Consider the following 26,762-nt stretch of genomic DNA (forward strand, 5'->3'; position numbering starts at 1 on the left):
TGCGGTCTCCCTTTCAGTGCGATCAAAGATCCTTCGGTTCTTGCGCTGGCGCTGTGTACCACTTGTCCCTGGGCACCCTTTTCTCTTCGTTCGGATCACCCAAATAGTGCGGCGACATGATCTGCACGCCGTACTCGTTGAACACATCCTGGATGTTGGCGTGCAGCATGCTCAGCAGCACGGCGCGCGGCCGAGGCTGGCTTGGAATGGCCTGAGCCACCAGCCGGTACTCAGGGTAGAAATCCGACAGCGCGGTCTGGAACACCTGGGCCGGCGGCACTTCGAGAATCCCAGGCGTGCGTTGGGCCGCTTCCAGCAGCATCGCTTCTACTTGCCGCCATGGCGTGTCGTAGCCGATGGTCACCACGGTGTCGACCACATAGCCGGGGCCTTGCACCGTGCGCGAGTAGTTTTTGGTGACCGTGCCGGTAATCATTGAATTTGGCAGCGTCAGCACTTCCCCGAGACCGGTGCGAATGCTGGTGGTGAACATGCCGAGTTCGGTGACCGTGCCTTCATAGTCGCCAATGCGCACGAATTCACCGGGGCGCAGAGTTCGGGTGTAGGTCAGGATCAGGCCCGCCGCTGCCTGCCCCACCACACTGGTGGCTCCGAGGGAGATCATCAGGCCGATCAACACCGACAACCCCTTAAACGCGTCGGTGCCCGCGCCAGGCAGATAGGGATAAGCCATGGCCAACGCAAACAACCAGATCGCCAGCGAGGTCAAGCGCTGGGTCGGTTGCAGGGTTTCATGGTTCAGCCAGCTCAGGGTGCCTGGCATGGCCATGCGTCGCAGGATCCGGCGGGTAAACGCCGTGGCACCCCGGGCAATGAAGAAGATCGCTACCGCAACGCCCAGGCCCGGTATTGCACCGACGATGCCCTGGAGCAGATAACCGGCGACCTCCATCAGATAGTTGTTCAGACTCTCGCCCCAAGGCCGGGTATAGGGGAAACGCGAAAGGACAAACCCCAACCATTCGTAGGTGAGCAGCAAAACGACCAGCCAGCGCAGCAGCCCCAGCAAGCGACTGACCAGCGGATACAGGTAATTGGCGTCGATCACCTGCACCCGCCCTACTTTCAGCGCCTGGGTGTGCCGATGCATCAAGTCAGGCAGTTTCTTCAGCAAGCGGCGACGCAGATACGCCATGCCCCAAAGCAACGCAATGTAGATACCCGTGGCCAGCGCCGCAGCGCCCAGTGACCGGAGAATCAGGCGCAGGCTGCGCGCTTCCTGGGTTTCGGCTACCACCTGACGCAACTTGTCGGCCGCGCTTTCGGCCGCTAGCTGGACCGATTCGAATTCAGTGGCATCGACATCTTTAGGGGAAACGATAAAGGCGCGCTTCGAGCCCAGCAGCACCAGATAACTGTTTTGAATGGTATCAAGGCTGACTCGCAGATCATCCGCATCATCCAGTGCTTCATTAATCGCTGTTTTCGCGCGTTTGACCCGAACTTCCGGCGCCTCACCGAGTAAAGCGGCGCGGAAAACCATGATGCTTCGATTGGCGATTTTCAGTTCGGCGGAAGGTTGCTCAACCGGTGCGGGGGTGTCCTCCGCGAACAGAAGAACTGACCAGAACATCCCGAAAACAGTAAAAATTACAGCGAGCAACCTGCTCAGCATGCGTCAGTTCCTTAGGTCACAAAATCAGGTCCAGGGTACGTAACGCAGCGTAGTTCAGCGATGAACGGTTGTCAGATTTCAACGGACGGCGGCTGTGCGGCCCGCCAGTTTCGCGGCGAAAGCCCTGTCCATAGCTTGAAATGCCGGCTGAACACCGACACGTCGGCATAACCCAGATTCAATGCCAGGTCGGTGATGCTGGTTTTGTCCCGCAGCAGGTTCTGCTTGGCGATTTCCAGCCGGGTTTCCTGAAGCAACTGACTGAAACTGCTGCCTTCCGCTTGCAAGCGTTTCTGCAACACCCGAGGTTGCAGCCCCAACGAACTGCTGACTGCCTCAATGCCACATTCACCGGTATGCAGCAGGCTGCCGATCAAATGGCAGACCTGCGCCTTGAGGTTGTCCGGGTACTGGGTCTTGAGCAACTGCATGCGATGCACCAAGTGCTCACGCATCAATTCTTCGTTGGCCAGTGGCGAACGCTTAAGGAACTCGAATGGAAAACTGACGCCGTCGAAGGCGCTGTCAAAACGCACCTTGCCGTACACATTACCCGCTTGCCAGCCAGGGCTCTTAACCGTTACTTGTTGCAGGTGCAGACGAATCTGCGGGCTATCGGCGCCGGTCATTATTTTCACGGCATTGAACAACTGTGCGGCACTGAGCTGACTCAAGTGCAGCAAGCCGCTGGCGTTGCTGAAGTCAAAATTCAACCTGACTTCGGCACGCTCGCCGCGCTGACTGAGTTCCAGATGCAAGCCGCTGGCGTGCAAATACAGGTATTGCCGGGCAAAGCCCAAGGCATCGCCCACGGTCGGCTGCCGACTGCCCGACAAAGCCACTTCACCGATGGCCAACAGGTTCTGGCGCGAGGCCAGCCGCAAGCCGAACAGCGGTTCCCGGCATTGCCGGGCGGTTTCATCGAGCAGGTCCGCGGTCTTCTCATAAGACAGATAACTGTTCGGTTGACGCAATTGGGCAACGACCATCCCGGCGTCACGCATCAGGGTGACCGGGTTTTGTCCCAGCTCGGAAACCAAGTTGCCAAAGCCATCGATCGCACCGCTGCGTAACAGGAACATGTGGGCTCGCCCTTCGTTTCAAGATTCGCAATAAATCAACTTTCATTCGCCAAATGTCAAGTCACCGCAGGCGCGCAAAGGTAAATTGTCAGCACTCCCAACCTCTCAATAACGGGTCAGTCCATGACGAAGTGGAAGTATCGGCGCCCGCGCGTTGCCTATCTGTCCGGCGGTGGCAGCGGCATCGGGCTGGGCATTGCCCTGGCACTGCTCAATGAAGGCACGAGTGTGGCGATCTTCGATCTGCTGCTCGCTGACGACGTCTACCAACGGCTGCGCCAGGCCTGCACGGCGCCGGATCAATCGGTAGCGTGGTATCCCGTGGACGTCACCGATCCTTTGGCGATGGATGCGGTCATGGCACAGGCGCAGACACGGCAAGGGTCAGCCGACCTGGCCTTCAATTGCGCCGGCTTGATGCGCAATGGCGTGTTCACCGAGTTGTCGTTTGAAACCTTCACTCAGGTGATCAACGTCAACCTGATCGGCAGTCGCAACTTCGCCGCCAGTGCCCTCAAGTACCTCTCGTCCCAAGGGCATTTGGTGTTCATGGCATCGCTGGCCGGGATTGTCGGCAGCTACACGCAATCGGCTTATGCCGCCTCCAAGTTCGGCGTGGTGGGTCTGGCCGAAGTACTGCGGGCCGAACAGAAACTGTGCGGCATCGATGTGTCGGTGGTCTGCCCCGGCGAAATCCAGACGCCGCTGCTCGACTACGAACGCCAGCATGGCAGTCCGGTGACCCGCTCGCTGAACGCGGTCGCCGGGGTACTGACGGTGGATCAGGCAGTAACCGCAATTCTGCGTGGCATTCAGCGCCGGCAATTCATGATCACGCCGGGGTTCAAGGCCAGGGTGATCCGCGCCCTCGCCCGCAAATGCACGTCGCTGCAGCGCTGGATCGTCGACCGCAATCTGGCGAAAAGTCTTCGCGGCAACGGCGCCGTGCTCAACGACTGATCCCGCCCCATCACCCACAGGACGCTGCAACATGAGTGCATTTGAACAAATCCGCCATTTTGAAGATTCACGCGCCGCAGCCGGCCAGCAGGCGCGCGTCGAGGACACCCGTTTTGCCGCGCTGCAATTTCGCGCTGACATGTTGAACGGTCCCAAGGCCCGCTATTTCGAATCGTTCAATCTGGTCAAGGTGCCTTACCCGGTCCGTTATGGCCTGCGCAATGCGTTCTCGCGCGAGCGTTTCGTCGAGTACATGCACATCCAGAATCGGTTGTTCGTGGTTCAGTTCGACACGCCCCAAGGCGTGAAAACGATGCTGGTCTCGCCCTCGGACCACGAGCGGAACGGTGAAACACCGTTCTTCCGCCGCTTGCAGGACCGCACGGCCAATTGGCTGACCAAAATCCTTATCGACCGTCAGAACACCGTGCCCGAGATCCTCGCGCGCCTTGGTCTGCGCCCGGAAGATATTGACTTCATCACCTACGACCACTTGCACACGCAAGACATCCGCCGCTGGCTCGGTACTGACAAGCAACCCGGACTGTTCCCCAACGCCAAATTGCTGGTGCACTGGCGCGAGTGGGAGTCGACCAAGGATCTGAACCCCTATCAGGCTGACTGGTACTGCCCGAGTGGCATTGCCGGCGTGCCGGAAGACAAGGTGATCTGTTTCGATGGTTCGATCATGCTCGGTGACGGCGTGGCGCTGATGCACACCCCGGGGCACACCGAAGGCAATCACTCGATCGTCGTGCACACCGACGAAGGCCTGTGGGTGACCAGTGAAAACGGTGTCAGCGTCGATGCCTATGCGCCTCATCTGTCCAGCGCCAGCGGCGTGGCCGACTACGCGCGAATGATCGGCACCGAAGTGATCATCAACGGCAACACCCTGGAAAACGCCGTCGACCAATACATCTCCATGGTCCAGGAAGCGACCGTCGCCGGACCCTCCAAGCGCGACCCGCGTTTTCCAAATGTCTTTCCATCGTCCGAGATGACGCCGTTCTGGATGTTCCCGGGCACCCGGCCGGCGTTCTACGTCGGGCATGCCAAACACGGCAACCTTCACCGACGTTGAAGCATCCCGTCAACGCCGCTTTTTTTTGCGCAACGGTAAAGCCTGAACCACACTAGCTCTGGCTTGCCGTTCCCGCATTGAACAGGAATTCAACATGCACTTTATTCGAACTGCCGTGCTGGGTATCGGCCTGAGCCTCGCGGCGATGGGCGTTACCCAGGCTGCCGAAAAGCCCAATATCGTCGTGATCATGGTCGACGACATGGCACCCATGGATGTCTCGGCCTACAACCGCGGGCTCGGCGCCGTCACCACACCCAACATCGACCGACTTGCCCAGGAAGGCATGATGGTCTCGGACTACTACGCGCAACCAAGCTGCACCGCTGGCCGCGCCGCGTTCATTACCGGCCAGTATCCGATTCGTACCGGCCTCACCGCCGTCGGCCAGCCCGGCGCGAAAGTGGGTATCCAGGACAGCGACGTGACCTTGGCCCAATTGCTCAAGGCTCAGGGCTACGCCACCGGGATGTTCGGCAAGTCGCACATCGGCGATCGCAACGAATACCTGCCGACCGTCCACGGCTTCGATGAGTTCTTTGGCTTCCTCTATCACTTGAACGTGATGGAAATCGCCGAGATGACCAACTTCCCCAAAGACCCGAAATTTCCGGGTATTCCGCGCAATATGATCCACTCGGTGGCCACGGCCAATGACGACGCCACCGAAGACCCGCGCTGGGGTCGCGTCGGCAAGCAGAAGATTACCGATGAAGGTCCGCTAACCATCGAGCGCATGAAGAGCGTGGACGATCAGTTCACCGACCTGTCGATCGACTGGATCAAGAAGCAGAAAGCCGCCGAAAAGCCGTTCTTCCTTTGGTACAACCCGTCGCGCATGCACCAGAAGATCCACGTCAGCGATGAATGGCTGGGCAAGAGCGGCCATACCGAATACACCGACGCGATCCTGCAACTCGATTCGCTGGTGGGCAAACTGCTGAAAACCTTGGATGACCAGGGGCTGGCGAAGAACACCATCGTGCTGTTCACCTCCGACAACGGCGTCAACCTGTCCCACTGGCCGGACTCGGGTGCAGCGTCGTTTCGCGGTGAAAAAGGCCTGACCTGGGACGGCGGATTCCGCGTGCCGATGCTAGTTCGCTGGCCGGGTAACATCAAGCCCAACACCTGGACCGGCGAGTTCATGACCTCCGAAGACTGGGTGCCGACCCTGATGGCGGCGGTCGGCCAGACCGACGTCAAAGAAAAACTGCTCACCGGCCTACACGTCGATGACAAGACCTTCAAGAACCACCTGGACGGCTACAACCAACTGGACATGCTGACCAAACCCGACGGCAAGTCGAACCGCCACGAGTTCTTCTTCTTTGGCGAAACCCACATGAATGCCGTGCGAGTGGATCAGTGGAAGGTGCACACCGCCGTCAAGGACAAGTGGATGGATGAAGCCAAAAATATCCCGGGCGGTCTGGTCATCGACATCAAGGTCGATCCGTATGAACGTTCGCCTGAAGCCGGCGACCACTTCCGCTGGCAGCAGCAGCGCAGCTGGATCATTCCGATCATCGCGCCCTACATGCAGGCTTTCGCCAAGAGCATGAAGGATTACCCACCGTCGCAAAAAGGCGCGGGTGGCATCGGCATGGCTTCGATGTCGAACTGACGCAACACCCCAACCCGTCTCATCACCTTCAGCACATGCGAAACCGGGCGCCCCGACAGGGCGTCCGCCGAGCGCATGGGAGAGTCTTCATGCCTAAAAAATCGATATGGCTACGCTGCGCCCTGGCAACCGCCGTGCTCAGCAGTGGCATTTGCAGCACAACGGTTTTCGCCCAAAGCCAGCCCGATGCATTGCTGAGCATGCCCACCAGCCAGGAAAACATCGTCGCCGGGCTTGAAGCAGACGCTTACGCCAACGGGATCAACGCTTACGTCTGGGGTTATCCGCTGGTGCGCATGGAGCGTGTGATGCGCGACTACACCTCGGTACCGAGCCCGCGCCCCACCACCAGCTACCGCGCCCCGCTCAACCAGTTGGGCTGGGCTGAAACCCTGGCCACGCCAGCGGCCAAGGACATGCCGACCGCCAACAACGACACGTTGTACCTGAGCTCGGTGGTGCAACTGGATGAGCCTTATGTGCTGCACGTTCCCGACACCGCCGACCGTTACTACGTGGTCGACGTGTTCAACATGTGGCAGGAACTGGAGCATTACGTCGGCCGCCGCACCACCGGCACCGCCGCCGGGGATTACGTGCTCGTGCCACCGGGTTGGCAAGGCAAGCTGCCCGAAGGCCTGAAACGCCTGAATGTCAGCACTAAAAAGGTCTGGCTCTGGGGTCGCTTGCACGTCAAGGACGGTGAAGACCTAGCGCCCCTGCACGCCTTGCAAAAACAATTCACCCTGCGCCCGCTGTCGCAACGCGACAACCGCGACTATCAGCCCAAGGCGGAGTCCCTGTCGCCCCTGCCCGCGGCGAGTGACGATGGCCTGGATTTCTTCCGCGATCTGGCGGCGGCGCTCAAGGACAACCCGGTAGCACCGCGTGACGAAGCCCTGTTTGCCCAATTCGGCCGCTTCGGTCTCACGGCCAAGGGTTTCGATCCTTCGCGACTCACTCCTCCACAAAAGGCCGGACTGCTACGAGCCTTGGCCGATGGGCCGAAAGTCGCAGTGTCGGCGCTGGCCACGGCGGCGACCCAGCGTAACGGCTGGGCCTGGGCGACCGGTCTTGATCAGTTCGGCACCAACTACCCGCTGCGCGCGCTGGTCAGTGGCCCTTACCTGGGCGGTCAGGGCGAGAAAGAAGCCATGTACCCCCTGCGCTCCACCGATGCCAAGGGCCAGCAACTTACCGGCGCAAAACGCTATGTCTTGCGCTTCAAGAGCGCGCCACCGGTGGATGCCTTCTGGTCGCTGACGGTCTACAACGCCGTGGACAAAATGCTGGTGGACAACCCCATCGCCCGCTACAAGCTCGGCTCCGATACCCAGGGTTTGAAGGTCCGTGCCGACGGCTCGTTCGAAGTGCCGTTGCAGGCTGAAAAGCCCGATGGCGAGTTCGCCGCCAACTGGCTGCCGGCACCCAAGGGCCCGTTCTACACGATCCTGCGGCTGTACCAGCCAAAAGGCGAAGTGCTTGAGGGCAAATATGAACTGCCGCAGGTGGAAGCCGTTGAATAAGCTCAACCAACCGAAACTCATGCGCATGACCCTCACCGCAATGGCCATGAGCAGCCTGTTGATCACGCTACCGGTCAGCGCCAACGAAACGGTGATTCCCGCAGGTCCAGTGACCAACACGGTGATGACACCAGGCTACGCCCGCGCTGTGGCGCAAATGGCCTACGCCTGGGGTTGGCCGCTGGTGAACCTGCAAACCCGGCGCATGATGTATGAACAGGTACCGACCATTGGCCTGCTCGGCCCGACCCCGGTGGCGCCGGTCAATCAGTTGGCCATGCTATCGGACTACATCGACCCGGACATCCGCATCGTCGCCCACCCCAATCAGGACGTTGTCTACGGTTTCGGCGCCCTGGCGCTGGATAAGGAACCGGTGATCCTGCAAGTCCCGGATTTCGCCGACCGCTTCTGGATGTTCGAACTGGCTGACCAACGCACTGACAGCTTTGCCCAGGTGGCAAAAATCTACGGTACCAAACCGGGCTTCTACCTGATCGTCGGTCCCGACTGGAAAGGCGAAAAACCTGCCGGCGTCGAAGCGGTGCTGCGCTCGCCGACCAATACCGGCGTAGTTGTCCCGCGGGTGTTTATGGCGGATACGACAGAAGATCACCAGGCAATCCAGCCGGTCCTGAACCAGATCGCCATGTACCCGCTCTCGGCATTCGACGGCAAGGTGAAGATCGTCGACTGGAAAAGCCTGCCCAAGCTGCCGTTACCCAAAGCGGGCGTCGACAAGCCGGCCGGTGAAACTAAATGGGTCACGCCCGGGCGCTTCTTCGGGCAATTGAAGCGGGTGTTGGCCGAGGTGCCGCCGCTGCCGGGGGAAGAGTCGCTGTATGCGCAGTTCCGAGCGCTGATTGCCGCTGGCGAAGCGAACCCGGCGATTGCCAAGGTGCTGCAAGACACAGCAGAACAAAGCGAGAAAGAACTTGTCGACCCCCTGTTTTACTTGAGCAGCAATGGCGTGCGCATCGCCAATGGCTGGAACCGTCCGTTCAACAACGCGGCCTTCGGCACTGATTACCTGACGCGCCTGGCGATTGCCAAATCCAACATCTTCGAAAATCACGTCAACGAAACCACCTACCTGTTCCGCGAAGAAGACGGCGACGGCCAGCGACTCACCGGCCAGCGCAGCTACACCTTGACCTTCCCGGCCGGGCAAACGCCACCGGTGGCGGGTTTCTGGTCGTTGACCCTGTATGACCCGTTGCACTTCTTCGCCGCCAACGAGATCAAGCGCTACTCGACCGGCACCAAGAACAAGGACCTCAAATACAACGCCGACGGCTCGCTGACGTTGTACATCCAACACCGGCGCCCGACGGAAGACAAAGTGGGTAACTGGCTGCCAGCACCGGAGCACGAATTCGCCCTGACCCTCCGCGCCTATGGCCCGTCGGCCGCCCTGATCAAAGGCGACTGGACACCTCCACCCTTGCTGCCAAGTAATCACAAATGAACATGTCTAAATCATTGATGCTCCTTGCCCTGGCCGGCAACTGCGCACAAGCGCTGGCCGGTGGCATTCAACTCTACGAGGTCGGCCAGGAAGGCGCCGGACTGGCCAATGCCGGTTCCGCGGCGCTGGCCAGTGACCCGAGCGTACTGATGACCAACCCGGCCGGCATCAGCGCGCTCAAGGGTACGCAAGTCAGTCTCAACGGTCAGGCCGTGTTCGGCGACCTTGGCTTCCAGCGAGATAGCGGCAATGACTTCCCGGGCAACGAAGGTGGCAACCCGCTGCCGATCCTGCCGGGAAGCAGCCTGTTCATCAGCCATCAACTCGATGATCGGGCCAGCATCGGATTCGGTTTGTACGGGAATTTCGGCCTGAGCGTGAACTACGATGATGACTGGGCCGGTCGATATTTCACCCAGAAGTCGACCCTGCTCGGCATCTCGATGCAGCCGACTTTCGCCTACAGGATCAGCGACGATCTGTCGGTCGGCATCGGCCCGCGTCTGGTGGTGGGTTACTACAACACCGAAATGGCCTTAGACAACAATGCGTTTCTGCCGGTCAGCCCTTTCAAGCAGGATGGCCAGTTGCAGTACAAGGACACCACCACCGGGGTCGGCTTGAACCTGGGCCTGCGCTACCAACTGGATGCACATACCACAGTGGGTTTGGCCTACACCAGCAAGGTCAAACTCGACTTCGAGGATTCGCCACAGGCCAAAGGCATCCAGAACCCGTTGCTCCGCCAAGCCCTGTCCGGACTCGATGCGGACAACCTGGAGCTGGACATGAATATCCCGCAGACGCTGACTGTGAGCGTTGCCCACCAACTCAACGAGCAATGGACCCTGCTCGGTTCGGCGAACTGGCAGGACTGGAGTGACTTCGGCGATATTGGCGTCTCGGTGGACAGCGCGGCAGGTACGGTCTCGCGCACGGTGAGTCGTCAATACCAGGACACCTGGCATCTGTCCTTCGGTGCACAGAACCAGCTCAGCCCGAAACTGCGCTGGAACATGGGCGTCGCCTACGACAGCTCGGCGGTCAAGGACAAGGACCGCACCGTCGACAACCCGATGAACGAGACCTGGCGCCTGGCCACCGGCCTGCACTATCGGTTCGCCGAGGACATGGACGTCAACGTCAATTACACGCTGGTCTGGCTCGGCGACATGGACGTACAGCAGCGCAAGCGTTCAGGCGAAACCCTGTCGGGGCAGTATCCCAATAGCGCACTTCATATCATTGGTGGCGGCGTGACCTGGCGTTTCTGATTCAACCCAGGGTCGTGCTCCGGCGCGGCCCGCCATACAGGCAAGCAAATCCATATGACTTACCTCACCCGTGCGTCATCACTGCATGGCTTCAATGAGTTCGCCCGCAGCCAGAACATCAATCCCGACATGCTCTTGCGCGAGGCGGGCCTGCCTCGTGATGTCATGGAAAATCCGGACGCACTGATCTCCTTTCACCGCTTCGCCCTGGTGCTTGAACTGGCGAGCAAAGCCAGCGCCAACCCGGTATTCGGGCTGGAGTTCGGTCTCTATCAGGGCGTGGGCATCTTCGGCTCGCTGCTGTATCTGGTGCGCAATGCCAGAAGCGTCGGTGACGCCCTGCGCGATCTCGGACACTACTTTCACGTGCACGATAACTATGGCGATGTCGTGGTCCATCAGGCCGATGAACATGCCCTGCTTTACTACGCCAGCGAGGCGGAAAACCTACCCGGCAGCCGTCATGTCAGTGAGTTGGTGGTCGGTGTCGGGCACCAGTTGATGCGTACGCTGCTGGGCAATCGCTGGCAACCGGCGGTGGCGATGTTCCAGCACTCGGCGGCGGTAAATCCCGTGCGCTACCGGCGATTGCTCGGTGTGGCGCCGAGGTTCAACAGCGCTTTCGATGCGTGGATGTTCGACGTCAACCTGCTGAGCGTGTCCTTGAGCGATGCCGACCCGGCCCTGCATCGTCTGATGCAGCAGCACCTGGACAACATCAGCCGCTTGCACAGCAATCAGTTGCCCAGCCACATTCAGCGACTGCTGCGCAGTTTCCTGCCCAGCGGCCGCGTGACCATCGACCACATCGCCGACTTCATGCGCCTGAGCCCGCGCTCGCTGCAACGCCACCTCGCCGAGCAAGGCACCTCGTTCCAGACACTGCTGGACGACACCCGTCAATCGATGACGTTGCGCTACCTCGAAGAATCGGACATGACCCTGATGCAACTCACCGAAGTGCTGGGTTACGCCAACCAGAGTGCTTTCAGCCGTGCGTTCCAACGCTGGTTTGGCGTGAGTCCGCGGCAGTGGTTGAAGCAGCAAAAGGCACAGTCTTGACCGAAACAAGCCTGCAAGAGCGAGCCTGCTCGCGATGGCGGTGTGTCAGGCACTTTGATGTTGGATGTACTGCCGCCATCGCGAGCAAGCTCGCACACAGGTTTTGACAGCATTTGGTAAATCACTGGCGTGATATGCACTGAATTCCCCTGCTGCGCTATCCATCATCTCCCTCAGCTTGTCCACCTTGCCGCGGCTGCGTAACGCAGTGGCGCAAGGCCCCAGGTAATCCGCGCCTGTTTCAAGCCCCCAACAATAAAAATCAGGAGGGCATTTTTATGACCCCAATCCGTGGTCGCACCTTGCTGGCCCGCACCGCCCTAGTCCTCTCGCCACTGTCACTGGCTGTCATGCAGACCGTGCAAGCGGGGGAGTTTCAATGGGGAGAAATCAGTGGCCGAGCCAACGGCAGCATCAGCGTGGGTTCGGTGTGGAGCGCTGAGAACCCCAACAGCAATTACATCTTCCAGGGCAACGCCGACAGCATCGGACGTGGTCATGCCGGAAAGTACAACCCCAACAGCGCGCGCAACGTCGATGACAGCCGCCTGAACTGGCGCAAGGGCGACCTGGTGTCGTCCCCCGTGACAGTGCTCGGTGAAATGGAGCTGAACTGGAAAAACTACGGCGCATTCATCCGCGGCAAAACCTGGTACGACTACACACTTAACCAGCACAACGTCGACTTCGGCCATTCCGCCAACGGCTACAAGGCCAACAGCACGCTCAACGACAGTCACTTCGATGATCTTGCGCAGTTCCAGGGCATCGAGCTGCTCGACGCCTACGTGTTCGGTGACTTCGATCTCGCCGGGCACCCGCTCAATGCCCGGGCCGGTAATCAGGTGGTCAACTGGGGTGAAGGCCTGTTCTTCCAGAACGGCATCAACGCCGTCAACCCGGTCGATACCGCGGCCCTGCGCCGCCCCGGCTCGCAACTCAAGGAAGCGCTGGTGCCGGTACCGATGCTGTTCGGCAACCTCGGCCTGACCGACAACCTGAGCCTCGAAGCCTTTTACCAACTGCAATGGAAGGCCTCGACCCTGGAAGGCTGCGGCACGTACTTCTCCAGCAACGACTACATCACCGACGGCTGCTACGGCGTGCCACGCGCGGGTGCCAATGACCCGGCCTCCTATGCAGCAGGCCAGTACATCAACCGTGGCCCGGACAACGATCCCCGTGACAGCGGCCAGTTCGGTGTGTCGTTGCGCTACTTCGTCGACGCCATCGACACCGAGTTCGGCGCCTACGCCATGAACATTCACTCGCGCACGCCTTACGCCAGCATCAACACCGACCTCTATGGTCCGGCGGGTGCCGGTTGGCGTGATCCCAACCTGGCTCCGGGTAATGCGTCAAGAAACGCCACGTACTTTGCCGACTTCCCCGAAGACATCAGCATTTTCGGCTTGAGTTTCTCCACCAACCTGTGGGGCACCTCGGTGTTCGGCGAGTACAGCTATCGCCCGAACCAGCCTGTGCAATTGGCCACTGGCGACCTGATTCCGGCCTTCGCCGGCAACGCCGCAGCGACCGGCGCCGCCATCGGCCAGCCGCTGACCCTGGGCAATGACGCCCTGCGTGCCACACCGGGTTCGGTCTACAACGGCTACGACCGTCTGGAGATTTCCCAGTTTTCCCTGGGCTTCATCAAATCTATTCCGCAGGTGCTCGGCGCGGACAGTCTGAACCTGATGGGCGAAGCGGCGATGAAGTACATGCACGACCTGCCAGACCAGTCGGACCGGCGCTACAACAAGTCGGAAATCTACGGCAGTGACCTGGCGTCCGGCAGCGCGGCCGGCTGCGCCGCCGGGGTCACGGTGCAGCAATACAAACAGTACGCCTGCTCCAGCGATGGCTACACCAGCCGGTTCTCTTGGGGTTATCGCCTGCGTGCCCAGTTGAATTACCCGGGCGTGTTAGCCGGGGTCAACCTGTCGCCGTTCGTGGCTTTCGGCCAGGACGTCAAGGGCTGGTCCTACGACGGCAATTTCGTCGAAGACCGTTTGCTGGGTTCGGTCGGCCTGCGCGCTGATTACTTGCAGGACTACTCCGCCGAGGTGTCCTGGTCGGGCACTGGCAACACCCCTTTCGCTCCCACCGACAAGGACTTCATCTCTCTCAGCCTGCGCATGGGCTTCTAGTTCGAGACTTCACCATGAACCATAAAAAACTGCTTCGACTCACTCTGCTCGGCGCCATGATCAGCGTTGCCAGCGCCCCGGCACTGGCCGCCCTGGATAGCAAGGACATCGCCCGCCTCGGCACCGACCTGACCCCGGTGGGCGCGGAAAAGGCCGGCAACGCCAGTGGCACCATTCCTGCCTGGACCGGCGGACTAACCACGGCGCCCGCCGGTTCCAACCCGGCCCAGGACTACCTCGACCCGTACGCCAATGAGAAACCGCTTTACACCGTGACGGCCGCCAACATGGCCCAATACAAGGCCGAGCTGACGCCGGGTTACCAAGCGATGTTGCAGAAGTACCCGACCTTCAAGATGCAGGTCTACCCAAGCCATCGCACGGCGGCCCTGCCGCAGAGCGAGTACGCCGAAATCCGCAAGGAAGCAGCCACGGTCTCGCTCGCCGACAACGGCAACGGCATGCTCAATTACCAGAACACGTCAGTTCCGTTCCCGATTCCCAAGACGGGCCTGGAAGCCATCTACAACCACATGGTCCGTTACCGCGCCGGCGGCTATCACAACTACCCGACGGAAATGGTGGTGCAAGCCAACGGCAAGTTCACCCCGGTGCGTCGTGATGTCTCGGTGATGATGGCCTCGGCGATGGGCAACCCAGAGCCCAATCGCCTCTATTACTACCTGGGCAAGGTCACTTCGCCGGAAAGCGTGGCGGGCAGCCAGAACCTGGTGCATGAACCCATCGACCAGACCACCGAAACCCGCCTTGCCTGGACCTATAACCCGGGTCAGCGCCGGGTGCTGCGCGCACCGGAAATCTCTTATGACTCGCCGGTCGTGACGTCCGAAGGGCTGCGCACCAACGACATGATGGACATGTTCAACGGCGCACCGGATCGCTATGACTGGAAGCTGGTCGGCAAGAAAGACATGCTGGTGGCCTACAACACCTACAAACTGGCGTCCCACTCACTCAAGTACGGCGACATCATCCAGCCCGATCACCTCAATCAGGATCTGATTCGTTACGAACCGCACCGCGTCTGGGTGGTGGAAGCCACGCTCAAGCCTGGCCAGCGTCACATCTACGGCAAGCGCGTGTTCTACATCGACGAAGACAGCTGGGCAATCCTGGCCGCTGATTTGTATGACGGTCGCGGCGAGCTGTGGCGTGTGCAGGAAGCCCACAGTTTGCAGCGCTATGACGTGCTCTCGGCGATTCACATCAGCGACGTCGGCTATGACTTGCAGGCTCGCCGCTACATCGTTTCGGGTCTGGAAAACGAAGAGAAACGCGCGCAGTTCGGCATCAAGGCCGACCTCAAGGACTTCAGCACCGCCGCCCTGCGTCGCAGCGGCCGCTAGTCCCTTCCTCGATGGCCGGGCGGTCGGCACAAGTTGACCGCCTGTTTTACGTTCTCTCCCTAAAAAACAGGGTGCGCCATGCCACTCAAATTCCCCCTACATCCCGCTTTCGCCCTGCTGCTTTGTCTGGGCACTACGGCCGTAAATGCAGCAACGCTGAACGATCGCCTGGAGCGCCCGTCGCAATCGACCGCACTGGGGGCTCAAACATTGTTGAGCGATGTCCAGCCAGTTGGCGAGCAACAAGTGATGGTCGGCGCGGCAGGTCATATTCTGCTGCGCGATGCCAGCGGCCAGGTGCGACAAGCCCAGGTGCCGGTCGATCTGCTGCTGACCGCCGTGCAGTTCGTCGACGGGCAAAACGGCTGGGCCGTGGGCCACGACAGTGTGGTGCTGCACAGCCAGGATGGCGGTCGGTCCTGGAACAAGCAACTTGATGGCCGTGCAATCAATCCGTTGCTGCTCAAGGCAGCCGAAGACGTTTTGGCCACTGCCGAGCAGGCTGCCAGCGCTGCACCCGATGACGATCACTTCGCCAACGCCTTGGAAAATGCCCGGTTTGCGCTAGATGACGCCCAGGCAGCCAGTGAGTCCGGCCCTTCTCGTCCGCTGCTGGGCCTGTGGTTTCGCAATGCCCGCGAAGGCTGGGTGGTCGGCGCCTACGGCATCTTTCTCAAGACCACTGATGGCGGCGCTTCGTGGCGCGCGGTCAACGGCCTGGAAAACCCGGACCGCCTACACCTGAACAGCATTCTGGGCCTGGCCGATGGTAGCTTGCTGGTCGCCGGTGAAGGTGGCCGACTTTATCGTTCTGTCGATAGCGGCGAACACTGGCAACCTACTCAACAGCCGACCGATGCATCGCTGTACACCTTGGCCAAACTGTCCAGCGGCCAGGTATTGGCAGCCGGTTTCGGCGGTACGTTGCTGGTCAGTGATGATCAGGGTGTGAGTTGGGCGTTTCGCGAATTACCGGTCAAGGCCAGTCTGTACGGCGTCAGGCAGTTGTCTTCTGGCGCCGTGGTACTGGCGGGACAAGGTGGCTTGTTGCTGTACAGCACCGATGGCAAGGCCTTCGAGCAATGGCGCGCGCCGAGCAAGGCAGCGCTGCTCAATGTCAGTGAAACCCACACCGGGCAACTGTTGCTGGTCGGCGCTGCCGGCCTGCAGGTTCTGCCGATGATGCCCTTCAAGGAACACGTAAAATGAATGCCCCCCTCCCTCAGGACCCGATCAAGATCGGCGCCATGCAACGTGCCGTGGGCTTCACCGAGCGCCTGCTGTTCGGTCATCGTTGGCTGGTTTTGGCTTTTTTCATGATTGCATCGGTGGTGCTGGGCATCGCGGCACTGTCGTTGCGACCGGACGCCAGCTTCACGCGGATGATTCCCACCGGGCACCCGTTCATTGCCAATTACCTGAAGTTCGAAGACGTCCTGCGCCCGCAAAGCAATGTGCTGCGTGTACTGGTGCAAAACCCCAAGGGCGACATCGTCACCAAGGAGTTTCTTGAGACCCTGCGCGAGGTCAACGACAAGGTTTTCTATATTCCCGGCGTCGACCGCAGCAACCTCAAGTCCCTGTGGACGCCCAATGCCTTGTGGTCGGAAGTCACCACAGAAGGCCTGCGCGCCGGCCGGGTGATCCCGGACACCTACGACGGCAGCCCGCAAGCGCTGGATCAGGTACGACGCAATATCCAGCGCGCCAACATGATCGGCAGCTTCGTGGCCAATGACTTTCAGTCGGCGATCATCCGCGTGCCATTGCTCGAGCGCGACCCGCAAACCGGCCAGCCACTGGACTACGGCGCCCTCACCCAGGCCCTGGAAACCCAGGTTCGCCAGCACTTCGCCGCCCAAGGCGTAACGATTCGCGTGATCGGATTTGCCCAGATCATTGGCGACCTGCTCGCCGCCGCCAGCGATATCGCGTTGTTCTTCGCCCTGACCGTGGGCCTGATCAGCGCGCTGCTGTTCTGGTATTGCCGTTGCTGGCGCAGTACGGCGGTGACGGTGTTGACCTGCCTGCTGACAGTGGTTTGTCAGTTGGGTCTGCTCAGCCTGCTGGGCTTTGGCCTCGACCCTTATTCGATCCTCGTGCCGTTCCTGATTTTCGCCATCGGCATCAGCCACGCGGTGCAGAACATCAACCTGATGATGAGCGAGATGAGCCATGGCGTGACGCCTGTCGAAGCGTCGCGGCGCACGTTCCGTGCGTTGTTCATTCCCGGCACCACCGCGCTGCTTGCGGACGCGGTCGGTTTCATCACTTTGCTGGTGATCGACATCGGGGTGATCCAGCAACTGGCGATCACCGCCAGCATCGGCGTGTTCGTGGCGATTTTTACCAAAATGTTCCTGCTGCCGGTGTTGATGTCGTATGTCGGCGTCAGCCCACGGGGTTTGCAGCAACAACTCAAGCGCAGTCGATCGTCGTGGCCGGTGTTTCGCCGGGTGGCGAGCATCGTCCAGCCTCGTCGCGCCATGGCGTTGATCGTGGTCAGCCTGATGCTGCTTGGTATCGGCTACTACGCGCGCCAGGACCTGAAAATCGGCGACCTCGACAAAGGCGCACCGGAGTTCCGTCCGGAGTCGCGTTACAACCAAGACAACGCGTACCTGCTCGATCACTACACCACCAGCACCGATGTTTTCGTGGTGATGTTCAAGACACCGGCGGAGCAATGCTCGCGCTATGCCGCCGCCGATCTGGCCAATCAATTCGAACAGCACATGCGCGAAGTGCCGGGCGTGGAATCGGTGCAGTCGCTGTACAACGCGATGCGTTTCAACATCCTCGCGCGCAACGAGGGCAATCCGAAATGGGCCGAGTTTTCCCGTGACCAGTTTGTGATGAACAACGCGCGCTCGAATGTCTCGGGCGAGTTCGTAGACCCCAATTGCAGCGTCGCGCCGATCAGCCTCTATCTGGCCGACCACAAGGCCGAAACCCTGACCCGCGTGGTCGATGCCGTGAATGCCTTCAACGCCCGCTACGACGCAGGTGACTTCGAAATCCTGCAAGCCGCCGGCAATGCTGGGATCGAAGCGGCGACCAACATCACCATCCAGCAATCGGAAAAAACCATGCTGGTCCTGGTGTTCGTGATCATCAGCCTGGTGGTGCTGTGGGAGTTCCGTTCGCTGAAGGTGACCTTTGCCTTGATGGCGCCGCTGTACCTGTCCACCGTGCTGTGCGAAGCAGTGATGGCGAAAATGGGACTGGGGGTGAAAATCGCCACGCTACCGGTGATTGCCCTGGGCGTGGGCATCGGCGTGGACTACGGGATTTACCTGTACAGCCGCATCGAAGGCTTTCTGCATCAAGGATTGAAGTTCCAGGCTGCGTTCTTTGAAGCGCTGAAAACCACCGGCACGTCGGTGGCCTTCACCGGCATCACCCTCGCCCTGGGCGTCGCAACGTGGTCGTTCTCGGTGCTGAAGTTCCAGGCGGACATGGGGTTGTTGCTGGTACTGCTGTTCCTGTGGAACATGGTGGGTGCGCTGCTGTTGATGCCGGCGCTGGCGTCGGTGCTGAAGTTCAACAAGCACACTCGGTAAAATCGATGCCTGCAAAAAATGGCAGCCAATGGCTGCCATTTACTAGGGGTGAACATCAAGCCCGCTCCCGCTGGTTACAGCGCGATCTGCCCGTTCACCCGCAACCAGCCCTCGGAACGACGCAAGCCCTCTTCCAATGACACCTTCGGCTCATACCCCAGCAAACGCCGTGCCTTGGCAATCGAAATATCGCCGCTACGGGCCAGCATGTACATCGCGTCCGGGGTGACTTCGCTTTTGATGTTGAGCAAACCGTTGACCCGCCAGATCAGCTGCGTCAACGCTGTCGCCAGGCTCAGTGGCAGTGTGCGTGGCGTGCCACTGCGCCCGGCCCAGCGCCAGTGATTGGCGAAAAACGCCTTGCAGGTGGTGGGGCTGGCGCTGCTCAGATGGAAGATATGCCCGCACGCCTGATCCAGGCCCGCCGCCAGCATGATGCCGTCGAGCAAATCCTCGACGTACACCGGCGTGAAGACGCCCTTGCCGCCATTGGGCAGAATCAGTGCACCGGCCTTGGCCATCTTCAACGGCTCGATCAGCCACGCTCGTGAACCCGGACCATAGACATCACCAGGCCGCACAACGGTGCAATCGATCTCACCGGCGGCATGGCTGGCCAACACCACATGCTCGCTCGCACCCTTGGCCACGCCGTAGCGATACTGGTTACCAATCACCACGTCGCATGATTCATCGGCCTTGTCCGGGTAGTTCCAGCCCAGCGCCGCAATCGAAGAAATGTGCACGAAGCGCGTCGCACCGCCGGCAATCGCGACGTTCAGGCAATTGCGCACGCCCTGTACTGACACTTCCCGATAGAGCTTCCACGGCGCAGCCAGCGATACGACCGCCGCCGTGTTTATGAACAAATCGCAACCCTTGGCGTGCTCGGCCCAGACCTGTGGCCGGGTCAGGTCCCCGGCGACGACGTCATTTTCCGGGTCGGCAAACAGATCCATGCCTCGCACCTGCGCACCCAGAGCCTTGTAGCGTTTGAGCAGTGCCTTGCCGATAAAACCATTGGCCCCGGTGATGAACACCGAACGGGGAATTTGCGGGGTTTGCCCGCCCGCACCCACGGGCATTGTTGTTTTCGTCATACGAGATCCTTGCGACGTGCTCGAAGCCGTCGCTCCGGCAATTGTTTTTTGAGTTTCGGATCACGCAGACCCAAGGTCAGCTTGATGCACCTTGGCCATCCGGTTTTTGCATTTCACGCCAACTTTCCATCAGATGCTGCCAGCGTAGTAAACCCGTGCCGAGAATGTGCAAAGGTTGGCGTTTAGGAGGAAATCCGTGCGGGTACGTGCATCAGCCATTCGATCGACTACCCTGAATGTTGGGTTTTAAACCGCAGGGCCAACCAAGATGCAACCAAGGAAGAACTTCATGAAATCACGCTTGAGTACTTTGACCCTCACTGCCGCACTGATCACGATGGCCGGTTGTTCTTCGACTTCGCAGCCAGGCCGGCACACAAGCCTCGGGGAGGACGTGACAGGCTCCGGGTTCCTGGGGGATATCTATCCGAAAATGAAAGAAGGCGAAGACAAGGAAGCATTGCGCTTGTATCGCAACCCGAAATTCGCTTCCGCCGCCAGTTTTACGCACTACAACAAAGTGCTCATTGACCCGATCAAGTTGTACGCCGGGCCCAAGTCCAAGCTGCACGATGCCCCTGCGACCGACACCGCCGCCATCGTTCAAGGCTTCCACCAGCAATTGACCGAACAACTGGGCAAGGACTACCAGATCGTCAATCAGCCTGGGCCGGACACCTTGCAAATTTCGGTGGCGATTGTTGATGCTGAAGCGGCTGATGCCTCGATGAAAGCCGCCTCCTACATCCCGATCCCGATTGGCCTGCCGGGGGCCAAGGCCGCGACCATGCAGACGATCACACAGACCACCGGCAAGCCACCGTTTACCGGACAAGTGACCATCGAAGGCAAGATTGACGACGCCAAGACCGGAGAAGTGATCGCCGCCGAAATCGATCGCCGGGTCGGCTCGCGGCGGCCGATCATCGGTCTGTTTGAAAGCAGCACCTACGACTCATGGAGCGATGTCAACGCAGCCGGGCTCTACTGGGCTGAGCGCTTGCGCTACCGGCTCTGCGAACGTCGTGGGGCGAGCGATTGTGTCCAGGCCAGCGAGTAACTCCACAGAGATTTAGGCGCGCGAACACCGGGTATTGAGCGGCCGGCGTCAATCCCGGTGCAGCTTCGTCGCAGCCTTCTCCCATGGGCCGACTGCAGGTCATCAGTGGTCATCAGTTGCTCCTATGCAAACCTTGGTTTCATGTCGTTCAATGCGGCGAGCGCGACCTGTGTGATCAAAGTGAAGTAGTGCCGCCGATCAAGGGCGATTGCGCTGCCGTTTGCTCTGCAATGTGTCTCGCAATTGAGCGAATTGAGCTTCGAGGGCGTCAGTACGCGCCTGTTGCGCAATGGCGTTGCGCTGAACCTCGGCTAGCACCTGCTGCGCCGCCTCGGCTTGTGCTTGCAAGGCGGCTCGTTCCTGGCCGCCCTGTTCCGACGCGAGTTCAGCGCGCGCCTGCTGGGCCGAGGCCTCGCGTTTACACTCGGTCAATGCCGTGTGGCAGGCTTCCAGCGTTTGCCGGCTATCCTTCAACTGACGCTGCAGTTCGCGCAGCTCTACTTGGCGCGACTTGCCTTCTTCCCGCGCTCGGTCGACTTCGCGGTACGCTCGATCCTACAGTTTGCTATCGATGGCCAAGTTGAAGAGCGCCAAATCACGCATCTTCTCAGCAAGCTGAAGTCTTACTCGGATATCCGCCAAGTCAACGTCCGGCGAGCTTCAGCATCGATCAGATACGTGAGGAAGTAGACAAAGAAATTGCTGAAAAGATGAAACAGAAAAACAGAAAAAACAGAAAAAACAGAAAAAACTCGCACCTCGCGTCCGCCGGCGGGCGGGCGCACTCAATTGATGTTCGCGCAATGCAAGGCTGATCCCGCTAGCTGGACCGCTCCCGTATCATTGGGCGCGGTCTCTATTTTGAGAGCCGAATTGATGAAAACGGTACGTGCACAAACGATTCTGGCCGCCATGTTGGCTTGTGTACTGACTTTCACCGCGATCGGCGCGCAATTCGCCGATCCGCTCCCGTCATGGAACGACGGCTGTTGGCCTGGCCCCGCCACCCAACATCACCTTTCAACGTAGGTCAGAATCTGCACAGCTCCGCTGCATTGAACATCTGGAACACCTAAGTGCTGGATAGCTTGATTGCGTTGAAAGCCATAGCTCGCGTTAGCTACTGGAAATTTTATTTTGTACACCCACATGTACACCAGCACTTCAAAACATCTTAGAACCCCTATATCTTCTGAATACTTCTGCTCCCTTCACCGCTCCAATCGAATTTTGATCTCACGTTAAGAGGATTTTGACGGGGGATGTAGAGACAGAAAAAACCGGCCTTGATGGCCGGTTTTTTTATGTCCGGCATTTCGTGAATCGCTGGTCCCACCCTCGAAATTAGAACGCTCAAACGAAGCCGTTTTTCAGAAAAAGCAACGTCCTACAATAGTCTGGGAAATGTCCGTACACTTGCGCATTGCTGTGCTTTTGTCATGAGATCTATAGTCGGTACGCGCCCAAATGGCGTATCGCGTTTGGCGACTCGATGGCAAAGCACAGAAACCTCCGGGCTATCTCGGAGCGTTTCTGAACGCACTCATCTGCCTTTTTTGGCGGCTGTGCGTGGGAGACTCTAGGGTCTGCCGGTTTGCCTTGTCCCGGTTCGCCAACCCGCGTATAGCTGCCACCCTTTGTTTGGCGACACTGAGTGGTGGAATCTCCTCAATTCAAGGAATCACTCATGAATGAATATATGGCTTTAACCAGCAACGCCGACGACCTCCCTTCGTTTTACGTCAACACCACCCAACCGCTTCACTCACTGCTCAGCAGCGCCCGATATCGAATCGGTGCCGTGACGCAGGTTCTCGAAAACCTCGCGATGCGAGATGAAATCAGCACCGACTCGGTCATTCTCAGCGACTTCGCATTGCTGTGCTCCATACCATTGCGCGATGGTTGCGATGTGTTGGATGTGATCGCCCGGCGCATGGACGCAGAAACGTCCTGACGATTATTCGGGCGCCTTTGAAGGCGCTCGTCTATTTTTCGTATGGATTTTCGAGCGGCAGTAAAGAATCCGTAGCAAGGCGTTGAGCCCGGAGAAAGATCAATTACTCTCTCGGCTCACCTTTAGCCAAGAGATCAACATGGCCAGTTCAGAGTTGGGGATCATGATCATTTCAATGATCGGGTTGTTCGGCTTTGCTTCATTCATTTTTGAATACCTGAGCGCCAGACGCGCGAAAAAAAGGGGCAGATGACACCTGCCCCTTTTTCACCTCAGCGCGTCGCCACCAGAAACAACCGCGGAAACGGCAGCAGCACCGAACCATCGCTCAGCGCCGGATAAGCCTTTTCGATAGCCGCCTGATATTGCTTCAGATACTGCGCCCGTTCTGCCTCATCCAGCGGTTCGAGAAACGGCCGCAAACCACTGCCCTTGAACCACTCGACCACACCCGAGGCACCGCCCGCCAATGGGTGATGATAGGTGGTGCGCCACACATCGACGCGGGTGCAGCAGGCTTTCAGTATCGAGTAGTAACCGCTGGCACTTTCCATCTCAGTTCGCTGGCCAGCGGCGCCCGCCAGTTTGCCCGCCCATGGGGCGTCAGCCGCGACTTCACGCATCAAGCGGTGCGAAGGTTCGTTGAGATTGTCCGGCATCTGGATCGCCAGGCTGCCACCGGGAGAAAGTTTGCTCACCAGCGAAGGCAGCAACGTGGCGTGGTCCGGCAACCACTGCAACACCGCGTTGGCAAAAATCACGTCGAACGGGCCGCTTTCCAGCCAGGTGTCGATGTCCGCAAGGTCGAACCGCACCTGCGGCAAGCGCTTGCGTGCGGCTTCGATCATATCGGGCGAACTGTCCAGCCCCCGCACCGTCGCCCCGGCAAAACGCTCTACCAGCAACTCGGTGGAGTTGCCGGGGCCGCAACCGATGTCCACGGCCGAACGCACGTCCCCAGCGGGAATCGCCGCCAGCAGGTCACGGGCGGGACGGGTGCGTTCATCTTCAAAAGCGACGTATTGTTTGGCGGACCAACTCATTGCGTTCTCCTGTCGGTGCGTCGTTCAGCCCATTAAGCCAAACCGGATTGCTACGATACATCGGCCGGCAGGTCTGCTCTATTGCACTTTTGGCACAAAAATTGTGGGAGCGAGCTTGCTCGCGATGGCGAATGCACAGTCAACATTGTCGTGGACTGACAGGGCGCTATCGCGAGCAAGCTCGCTCCCACAGGTTTTGCAAATAGATTGACCATCGTCGCTAGACAGCAAACCTAATCGTAGTATCCGACGGTCTTCTTCAAGTGATCCGAGTACTCGTAAATGTCATCGACGGAGTTGATGGCATGCCGGGTTTCATTTTTCTCTTCGTCAAATATGCCGATGTATTTCTGTGAACGGTTGAAGTGCAGGCGGCAGATCGGTTTCCTGTTGTTATCATCAAGCAAGATGCCGAAGTAGCTTTGGGTGTCGCGTTGAACAATTCGTTTGGCATCGACAACCGACCGGACCACTGCACGGACGATGTGATAGCCCTCCAGTTCTTCCAACGTCGTCAATACTTTGTCCTCTGACTCGTCTCGAACCTCTGGTTGCTCAGAGTTACCGGTAGTGATCGGCAGTGAGGCCAGTGCAGGCTGAATGGCGCCACTCATGGCCGACTTGAGACGGTCATTGATCTGGTCATTGAGAAACTGCACAACAGCCTTTCGCGTAAGTTCGTGGAATTGATCGCGGACCTTTTGCGTAATCACCCCGTCGTAAACCCGTGAAGCAAACACTTTTACGAAATCGTCATCGGGCTTGCTCACCTGAGAAGCAATGACCTTCTTGATCTGGCTGACGTACTTCAACTCACCTGCGGCGCTAATGATCGAATCTACATCAAACGCCGACTTAGTGAGTTTGATCAACTCGGGGACCGAATACTCATCGATGTCCAATAGATCGAGTTCCAGAAACGGTTTCTCATCCATTTTGTTCGGCGCGTCCAGGTCGGTGAAAAACTTGTAGACCTGACCGTTGGTAAGGATCGAGATTCTTGCGCTGGTAACGTGAAAGTAACGAAACAGCTGGGAGGCGTGATTGATGTGCAATGGCTCGCCTATTTTTTTGCACTCAATAAGTATCTGAACCTCTCCCCCCTTCATAATCGCATAGTCAATTTTCTCTCCCTTCTTCGTTCCAATATCGCAAACGAACTCGGGCGTCACTTCGGTCGGATCGAAAACATCGTAGCCCAGTACCGTACTGATAAACGGCATGACAAAAGCATTTTTGGTCGCCTCCTCCGTCTGGATGGCTGCACCCTGCAAACGGACCTTGGCAGCGAGACTTGCTAACTTTTCGAAGAATTCCATGAGTACCCTCTTATTCGATATCGTTCCGTGTTAATGCATGCTGGCAAATTGACTGTCATAGATACTAGACACAAACCGGCACAAAGGAAGATTCCCACCCAGAATTAAGATTTAGCCCACTACCTCGATTCATTAGCGCGATCTCAGCCGAATTTTCATCCCACCGCCGATGTCTGAATTTCAGGTTCATCCCCAATAAGGAACACGACCATGAAATTCGCAAAAGTCGCGCAGAAACTCGCTCTGTGGGCCGGCAGCCCCACGACGTTCATGGGTGCGATCATTCTGATTTTTTTGTGGGCGGTGAGCGGTCCGTTATTCGGTTACAACGACACCTGGCAACTGGTCATCAACACCTCGACCACCATCATTACGTTCCTGATGGTGTTCCTGATCCAGAACACGCAGAACCGCGACACGGACATTTTGCATTTGAAGGTCGATGAATTGCTGCGGGTGACGAAAGAAGCGCAGAACGCGATGCTGGGCCTGGAAGCGCTGGACCTCAAGGAACTGGAGGCGCTGAGAAAGCAGTACCGCAAGCTTGGCGAGGGACAGACGATAAAACTGGAAGGTACTGTTGTCGAAGAAAAGGGCAAGTCAGGTTTGCAGGACTGCTGAAGTTGCTCAGGCGACCGAAGTCGCCTGAGCCATGCAGCGCCTAGCGACTGGCCTGCAGCGCCCTGGCCATTTGCAGATGGTTTTGCAGTTTGGGCAAGGTTTCTTCGGCGAAGGCTTTGATTTGCGGCACGTCGGTGGTTTGCGCCGTTTGTTCAAGTTGCTCGATGGCTTCTTGAGTCGTCTTCACCTGGCTCGCGGCGTACGCCTCATCGAACGTCGCGCCGTCCATGACCTGCGGCATCAAGGTCTTGGCCTTCTCCACGACTTCTTCGCGGGGTGCCACCGGCAGGTCCAGTTGCTTGGCGATTTTCGCCAGATGCTGGTTGGCGGTGGTGCGGTCGTTGATCACGACGATGGTGTAATCCTTGACCTCCTTGGATTCGGCTTTCTGATGCGCCAGGCGGCTGGCTTCGATTTCGGCCACCCCCTTGGCCGATGCATCGTTGATGAATTCGGTGGGTGTCTGGGCAAAGGCGCTGTTGGCGCACAGGCCCAGTAATACGGCAAAACCGCTGTTGCGTAATCGGGTGGCCATCGGGCTCATGGTCGCGCCCTCCTCTTCAAATTCAAACGGGAGCTTTCGCCCCCGCTTCTCAATCAAAACCACCTTCATCCTTACTTGGATTTCTGTCCGGGCTTGCGGCCCATATCGGGTTTCGCAGGCTCTTTATCGACAGTCGTTGTGGTGGTTTTCCCACCTTTGCGACCGGCTTCAGAGGCCTTGGTTCGATCGTTGGCGAAGTTTCCCGAGTTCGAGTTTCTTGAGTTAGGCATGATTCTCTACCTCTTGGTATTGATCGCGGCGAGCTGGAGCCCGCATAGAATCTGAATTTTCGCGATGCAAAAGGTTTAGAAAACCTGTA

22 protein-coding genes and 1 pseudogene are annotated in these 26,762 nt (G+C 58.9%); 14 read left to right on the forward strand and 9 right to left on the reverse strand.

Features of this window, described 5'->3' with window-relative positions:
• Window positions 1–22 precede the first annotated feature (22 nt).
• The gene (locus tag KHO07_RS21960; RefSeq protein WP_212625525.1) at window positions 23–1,636 is read right to left on the reverse strand and encodes a mechanosensitive ion channel domain-containing protein; all 1,614 of its coding nucleotides are present in this window, start codon (window positions 1,634–1,636) and stop codon (window positions 23–25) included.
• A 71-nt stretch (window positions 1,637–1,707) separates the two neighbouring features.
• Window positions 1,708–2,718, reverse strand: coding sequence for an AraC family transcriptional regulator (locus KHO07_RS21965; protein WP_212625526.1), 1,011 nt, complete (start codon window positions 2,716–2,718; stop codon window positions 1,708–1,710).
• Between the two features lie 123 nt (window positions 2,719–2,841).
• Between KHO07_RS21965 and KHO07_RS21970 the strand changes: the two genes are divergently transcribed.
• The 11 genes from KHO07_RS21970 to KHO07_RS22020 all read left to right on the forward strand — a co-directional run bounded on the left by KHO07_RS21970 (window position 2,842) and on the right by KHO07_RS22020 (window position 18,799).
• Window positions 2,842–3,678 carry an SDR family NAD(P)-dependent oxidoreductase gene (locus tag KHO07_RS21970; RefSeq protein ID WP_212625527.1) on the forward strand — a complete coding sequence of 279 codons (837 nt, stop codon included), beginning with the start codon at window positions 2,842–2,844 and terminating at the stop codon, window positions 3,676–3,678.
• Between the two features lie 31 nt (window positions 3,679–3,709).
• A complete protein-coding gene (locus KHO07_RS21975; RefSeq protein WP_212625528.1) occupies window positions 3,710–4,762 on the forward strand; it encodes a hypothetical protein in 1,053 nt (350 codons plus the stop codon).
• 94 nt (window positions 4,763–4,856) lie between these two features.
• Window positions 4,857–6,389, forward strand: a complete 1,533-nt coding sequence (locus KHO07_RS21980) for an arylsulfatase (protein WP_212625529.1) — start codon at window positions 4,857–4,859, stop codon at window positions 6,387–6,389.
• An 89-nt stretch (window positions 6,390–6,478) separates the two neighbouring features.
• The gene (locus tag KHO07_RS21985; RefSeq protein WP_212625530.1) at window positions 6,479–7,915 is read left to right on the forward strand and encodes a DUF1254 domain-containing protein; all 1,437 of its coding nucleotides are present in this window, start codon (window positions 6,479–6,481) and stop codon (window positions 7,913–7,915) included.
• Window positions 7,908–9,383: a DUF1214 domain-containing protein gene (locus tag KHO07_RS21990; RefSeq protein WP_244858243.1), complete on the forward strand. Its 1,476-nt coding sequence runs from the start codon at window positions 7,908–7,910 to the stop codon at window positions 9,381–9,383. The genes KHO07_RS21985 and KHO07_RS21990 overlap by 8 nt, the downstream gene beginning before the upstream one ends.
• Window positions 9,380–10,657, forward strand: coding sequence for an OmpP1/FadL family transporter (locus tag KHO07_RS21995; protein ID WP_212625531.1), 1,278 nt, complete (start codon window positions 9,380–9,382; stop codon window positions 10,655–10,657). Before KHO07_RS21990 ends, KHO07_RS21995 begins: the two co-directional genes overlap by 4 nt.
• Window positions 10,658–10,711: 54 nt before the next feature.
• Complete coding sequence (locus tag KHO07_RS22000; RefSeq protein WP_212625532.1) at window positions 10,712–11,719, forward strand: AraC family transcriptional regulator; 1,008 nt, start codon at window positions 10,712–10,714, stop codon at window positions 11,717–11,719.
• Window positions 11,720–11,997: 278 nt separating this feature from the next.
• Window positions 11,998–13,869, forward strand: coding sequence for a DUF1302 domain-containing protein (locus tag KHO07_RS22005; protein WP_212625533.1), 1,872 nt, complete (start codon window positions 11,998–12,000; stop codon window positions 13,867–13,869).
• Window positions 13,870–13,883: 14 nt separating this feature from the next.
• Window positions 13,884–15,236, forward strand: a complete 1,353-nt coding sequence (locus KHO07_RS22010; RefSeq protein WP_212625534.1) for a DUF1329 domain-containing protein — start codon at window positions 13,884–13,886, stop codon at window positions 15,234–15,236.
• Between the two features lie 78 nt (window positions 15,237–15,314).
• Complete coding sequence (locus tag KHO07_RS22015) at window positions 15,315–16,445, forward strand: YCF48-related protein (RefSeq protein WP_212625535.1); 1,131 nt, start codon at window positions 15,315–15,317, stop codon at window positions 16,443–16,445.
• 38 nt (window positions 16,446–16,483) lie between these two features.
• On the forward strand, window positions 16,484–18,799 hold the full coding sequence (locus KHO07_RS22020) for an MMPL family transporter (protein WP_244858319.1): 2,316 nt from the start codon (window positions 16,484–16,486) through the stop codon (window positions 18,797–18,799).
• 74 nt (window positions 18,800–18,873) lie between these two features.
• Here the strand turns inward: KHO07_RS22020 and KHO07_RS22025 are convergent, their stop codons facing one another.
• Window positions 18,874–19,899, reverse strand: coding sequence for an NAD-dependent epimerase/dehydratase family protein (locus tag KHO07_RS22025; RefSeq protein WP_212625537.1), 1,026 nt, complete (start codon window positions 19,897–19,899; stop codon window positions 18,874–18,876).
• Window positions 19,900–20,188: 289 nt separating this feature from the next.
• On the opposite strand from KHO07_RS22025, the gene KHO07_RS22030 reads away from it, so the two are divergent.
• Entirely contained in the window at window positions 20,189–20,959 is a 771-nt protein-coding gene (locus KHO07_RS22030) for a DUF3313 domain-containing protein (protein WP_212625538.1), read from the forward strand.
• Between the two features lie 198 nt (window positions 20,960–21,157).
• Here KHO07_RS22030 and KHO07_RS22035 read toward each other — a convergent pair whose 3' ends face one another.
• Together KHO07_RS22035 and KHO07_RS29295 are read right to left on the reverse strand one after the other, a co-directional pair.
• A complete protein-coding gene (locus KHO07_RS22035; protein WP_212625539.1) occupies window positions 21,158–21,433 on the reverse strand; it encodes a hypothetical protein in 276 nt (91 codons plus the stop codon).
• An 84-nt stretch (window positions 21,434–21,517) separates the two neighbouring features.
• A pseudogene (locus KHO07_RS29295) lies at window positions 21,518–21,601 on the reverse strand (integrase); the annotation flags it as partial.
• A gap of 1,045 nt (window positions 21,602–22,646) precedes the next feature.
• Between KHO07_RS29295 and KHO07_RS22040 the strand changes: the two are divergent.
• Entirely contained in the window at window positions 22,647–22,916 is a 270-nt protein-coding gene (locus KHO07_RS22040; protein WP_212625540.1) for a short-chain dehydrogenase, read from the forward strand.
• Window positions 22,917–23,188: 272 nt separating this feature from the next.
• On the opposite strand, the gene tam is transcribed toward KHO07_RS22040, so the two are convergent.
• Together tam and KHO07_RS22050 are read right to left on the reverse strand one after the other, a co-directional pair.
• The gene (gene tam, locus KHO07_RS22045; protein WP_212625541.1) at window positions 23,189–23,959 is read right to left on the reverse strand and encodes a trans-aconitate 2-methyltransferase; all 771 of its coding nucleotides are present in this window, start codon (window positions 23,957–23,959) and stop codon (window positions 23,189–23,191) included.
• Window positions 23,960–24,192: 233 nt separating this feature from the next.
• Entirely contained in the window at window positions 24,193–25,278 is a 1,086-nt protein-coding gene (locus KHO07_RS22050) for a type I restriction endonuclease (protein ID WP_212625542.1), read from the reverse strand.
• A gap of 210 nt (window positions 25,279–25,488) precedes the next feature.
• On the opposite strand from KHO07_RS22050, the gene KHO07_RS22055 reads away from it, so the two are divergent.
• A complete protein-coding gene (locus tag KHO07_RS22055; RefSeq protein ID WP_150732226.1) occupies window positions 25,489–25,899 on the forward strand; it encodes a low affinity iron permease family protein in 411 nt (136 codons plus the stop codon).
• Between the two features lie 40 nt (window positions 25,900–25,939).
• On the opposite strand, the gene KHO07_RS22060 is transcribed toward KHO07_RS22055, so the two are convergent.
• Window positions 25,940–26,443 (reverse strand): DUF4142 domain-containing protein, encoded by a 504-nt coding sequence (locus KHO07_RS22060; protein WP_150732225.1) that lies wholly within the window; start codon window positions 26,441–26,443, stop codon window positions 25,940–25,942.
• 71 nt (window positions 26,444–26,514) lie between these two features.
• Window positions 26,515–26,673, reverse strand: coding sequence for a KGG domain-containing protein (locus KHO07_RS22065; RefSeq protein WP_007976786.1), 159 nt, complete (start codon window positions 26,671–26,673; stop codon window positions 26,515–26,517).
• Window positions 26,674–26,762 lie beyond the last annotated feature (89 nt).

The organism is Pseudomonas sp. PP3 (assembly GCF_905336995.1).
GTDB classification, from domain to species: Bacteria; Pseudomonadota; Gammaproteobacteria; order Pseudomonadales; family Pseudomonadaceae; genus Aquipseudomonas; species Aquipseudomonas reinekei.

Excerpts from the sequence above, each read along its gene's own strand:
- KHO07_RS21960 (WP_212625525.1), bottom strand. The coding sequence starts at position 1,636 with ATGCTGAGCAGGTTGCTCGCTGTAATTTTTACTGTTTTCGGGATGTTC.
- KHO07_RS21965 (WP_212625526.1), bottom strand. The coding sequence starts at position 2,718 with ATGTTCCTGTTACGCAGCGGTGCGATCGATGGCTTTGGCAACTTGGTT.
- KHO07_RS21970 (WP_212625527.1), top strand. The coding sequence starts at position 2,842 with ATGACGAAGTGGAAGTATCGGCGCCCGCGCGTTGCCTATCTGTCCGGC.
- KHO07_RS21975 (WP_212625528.1), top strand. The coding sequence starts at position 3,710 with ATGAGTGCATTTGAACAAATCCGCCATTTTGAAGATTCACGCGCCGCA.
- KHO07_RS21980 (WP_212625529.1), top strand. The coding sequence starts at position 4,857 with ATGCACTTTATTCGAACTGCCGTGCTGGGTATCGGCCTGAGCCTCGCG.
- KHO07_RS21985 (WP_212625530.1), top strand. The coding sequence starts at position 6,479 with ATGCCTAAAAAATCGATATGGCTACGCTGCGCCCTGGCAACCGCCGTG.
- KHO07_RS21995 (WP_212625531.1), top strand. The coding sequence starts at position 9,380 with ATGAACATGTCTAAATCATTGATGCTCCTTGCCCTGGCCGGCAACTGC.
- KHO07_RS22000 (WP_212625532.1), top strand. The coding sequence starts at position 10,712 with ATGACTTACCTCACCCGTGCGTCATCACTGCATGGCTTCAATGAGTTC.
- KHO07_RS22005 (WP_212625533.1), top strand. The coding sequence starts at position 11,998 with ATGACCCCAATCCGTGGTCGCACCTTGCTGGCCCGCACCGCCCTAGTC.
- KHO07_RS22010 (WP_212625534.1), top strand. The coding sequence starts at position 13,884 with ATGAACCATAAAAAACTGCTTCGACTCACTCTGCTCGGCGCCATGATC.
- KHO07_RS22015 (WP_212625535.1), top strand. The coding sequence starts at position 15,315 with ATGCCACTCAAATTCCCCCTACATCCCGCTTTCGCCCTGCTGCTTTGT.
- KHO07_RS22020 (WP_244858319.1), top strand. The coding sequence starts at position 16,484 with ATGCAACGTGCCGTGGGCTTCACCGAGCGCCTGCTGTTCGGTCATCGT.
- KHO07_RS22025 (WP_212625537.1), bottom strand. The coding sequence starts at position 19,899 with ATGACGAAAACAACAATGCCCGTGGGTGCGGGCGGGCAAACCCCGCAA.
- KHO07_RS22030 (WP_212625538.1), top strand. The coding sequence starts at position 20,189 with ATGAAATCACGCTTGAGTACTTTGACCCTCACTGCCGCACTGATCACG.
- KHO07_RS22040 (WP_212625540.1), top strand. The coding sequence starts at position 22,647 with ATGAATGAATATATGGCTTTAACCAGCAACGCCGACGACCTCCCTTCG.
- tam (WP_212625541.1), bottom strand. The coding sequence starts at position 23,959 with ATGAGTTGGTCCGCCAAACAATACGTCGCTTTTGAAGATGAACGCACC.
- KHO07_RS22050 (WP_212625542.1), bottom strand. The coding sequence starts at position 25,278 with ATGGAATTCTTCGAAAAGTTAGCAAGTCTCGCTGCCAAGGTCCGTTTG.
- KHO07_RS22055 (WP_150732226.1), top strand. The coding sequence starts at position 25,489 with ATGAAATTCGCAAAAGTCGCGCAGAAACTCGCTCTGTGGGCCGGCAGC.
- KHO07_RS22060 (WP_150732225.1), bottom strand. The coding sequence starts at position 26,443 with ATGAGCCCGATGGCCACCCGATTACGCAACAGCGGTTTTGCCGTATTA.
- KHO07_RS22065 (WP_007976786.1), bottom strand. The coding sequence starts at position 26,673 with ATGCCTAACTCAAGAAACTCGAACTCGGGAAACTTCGCCAACGATCGA.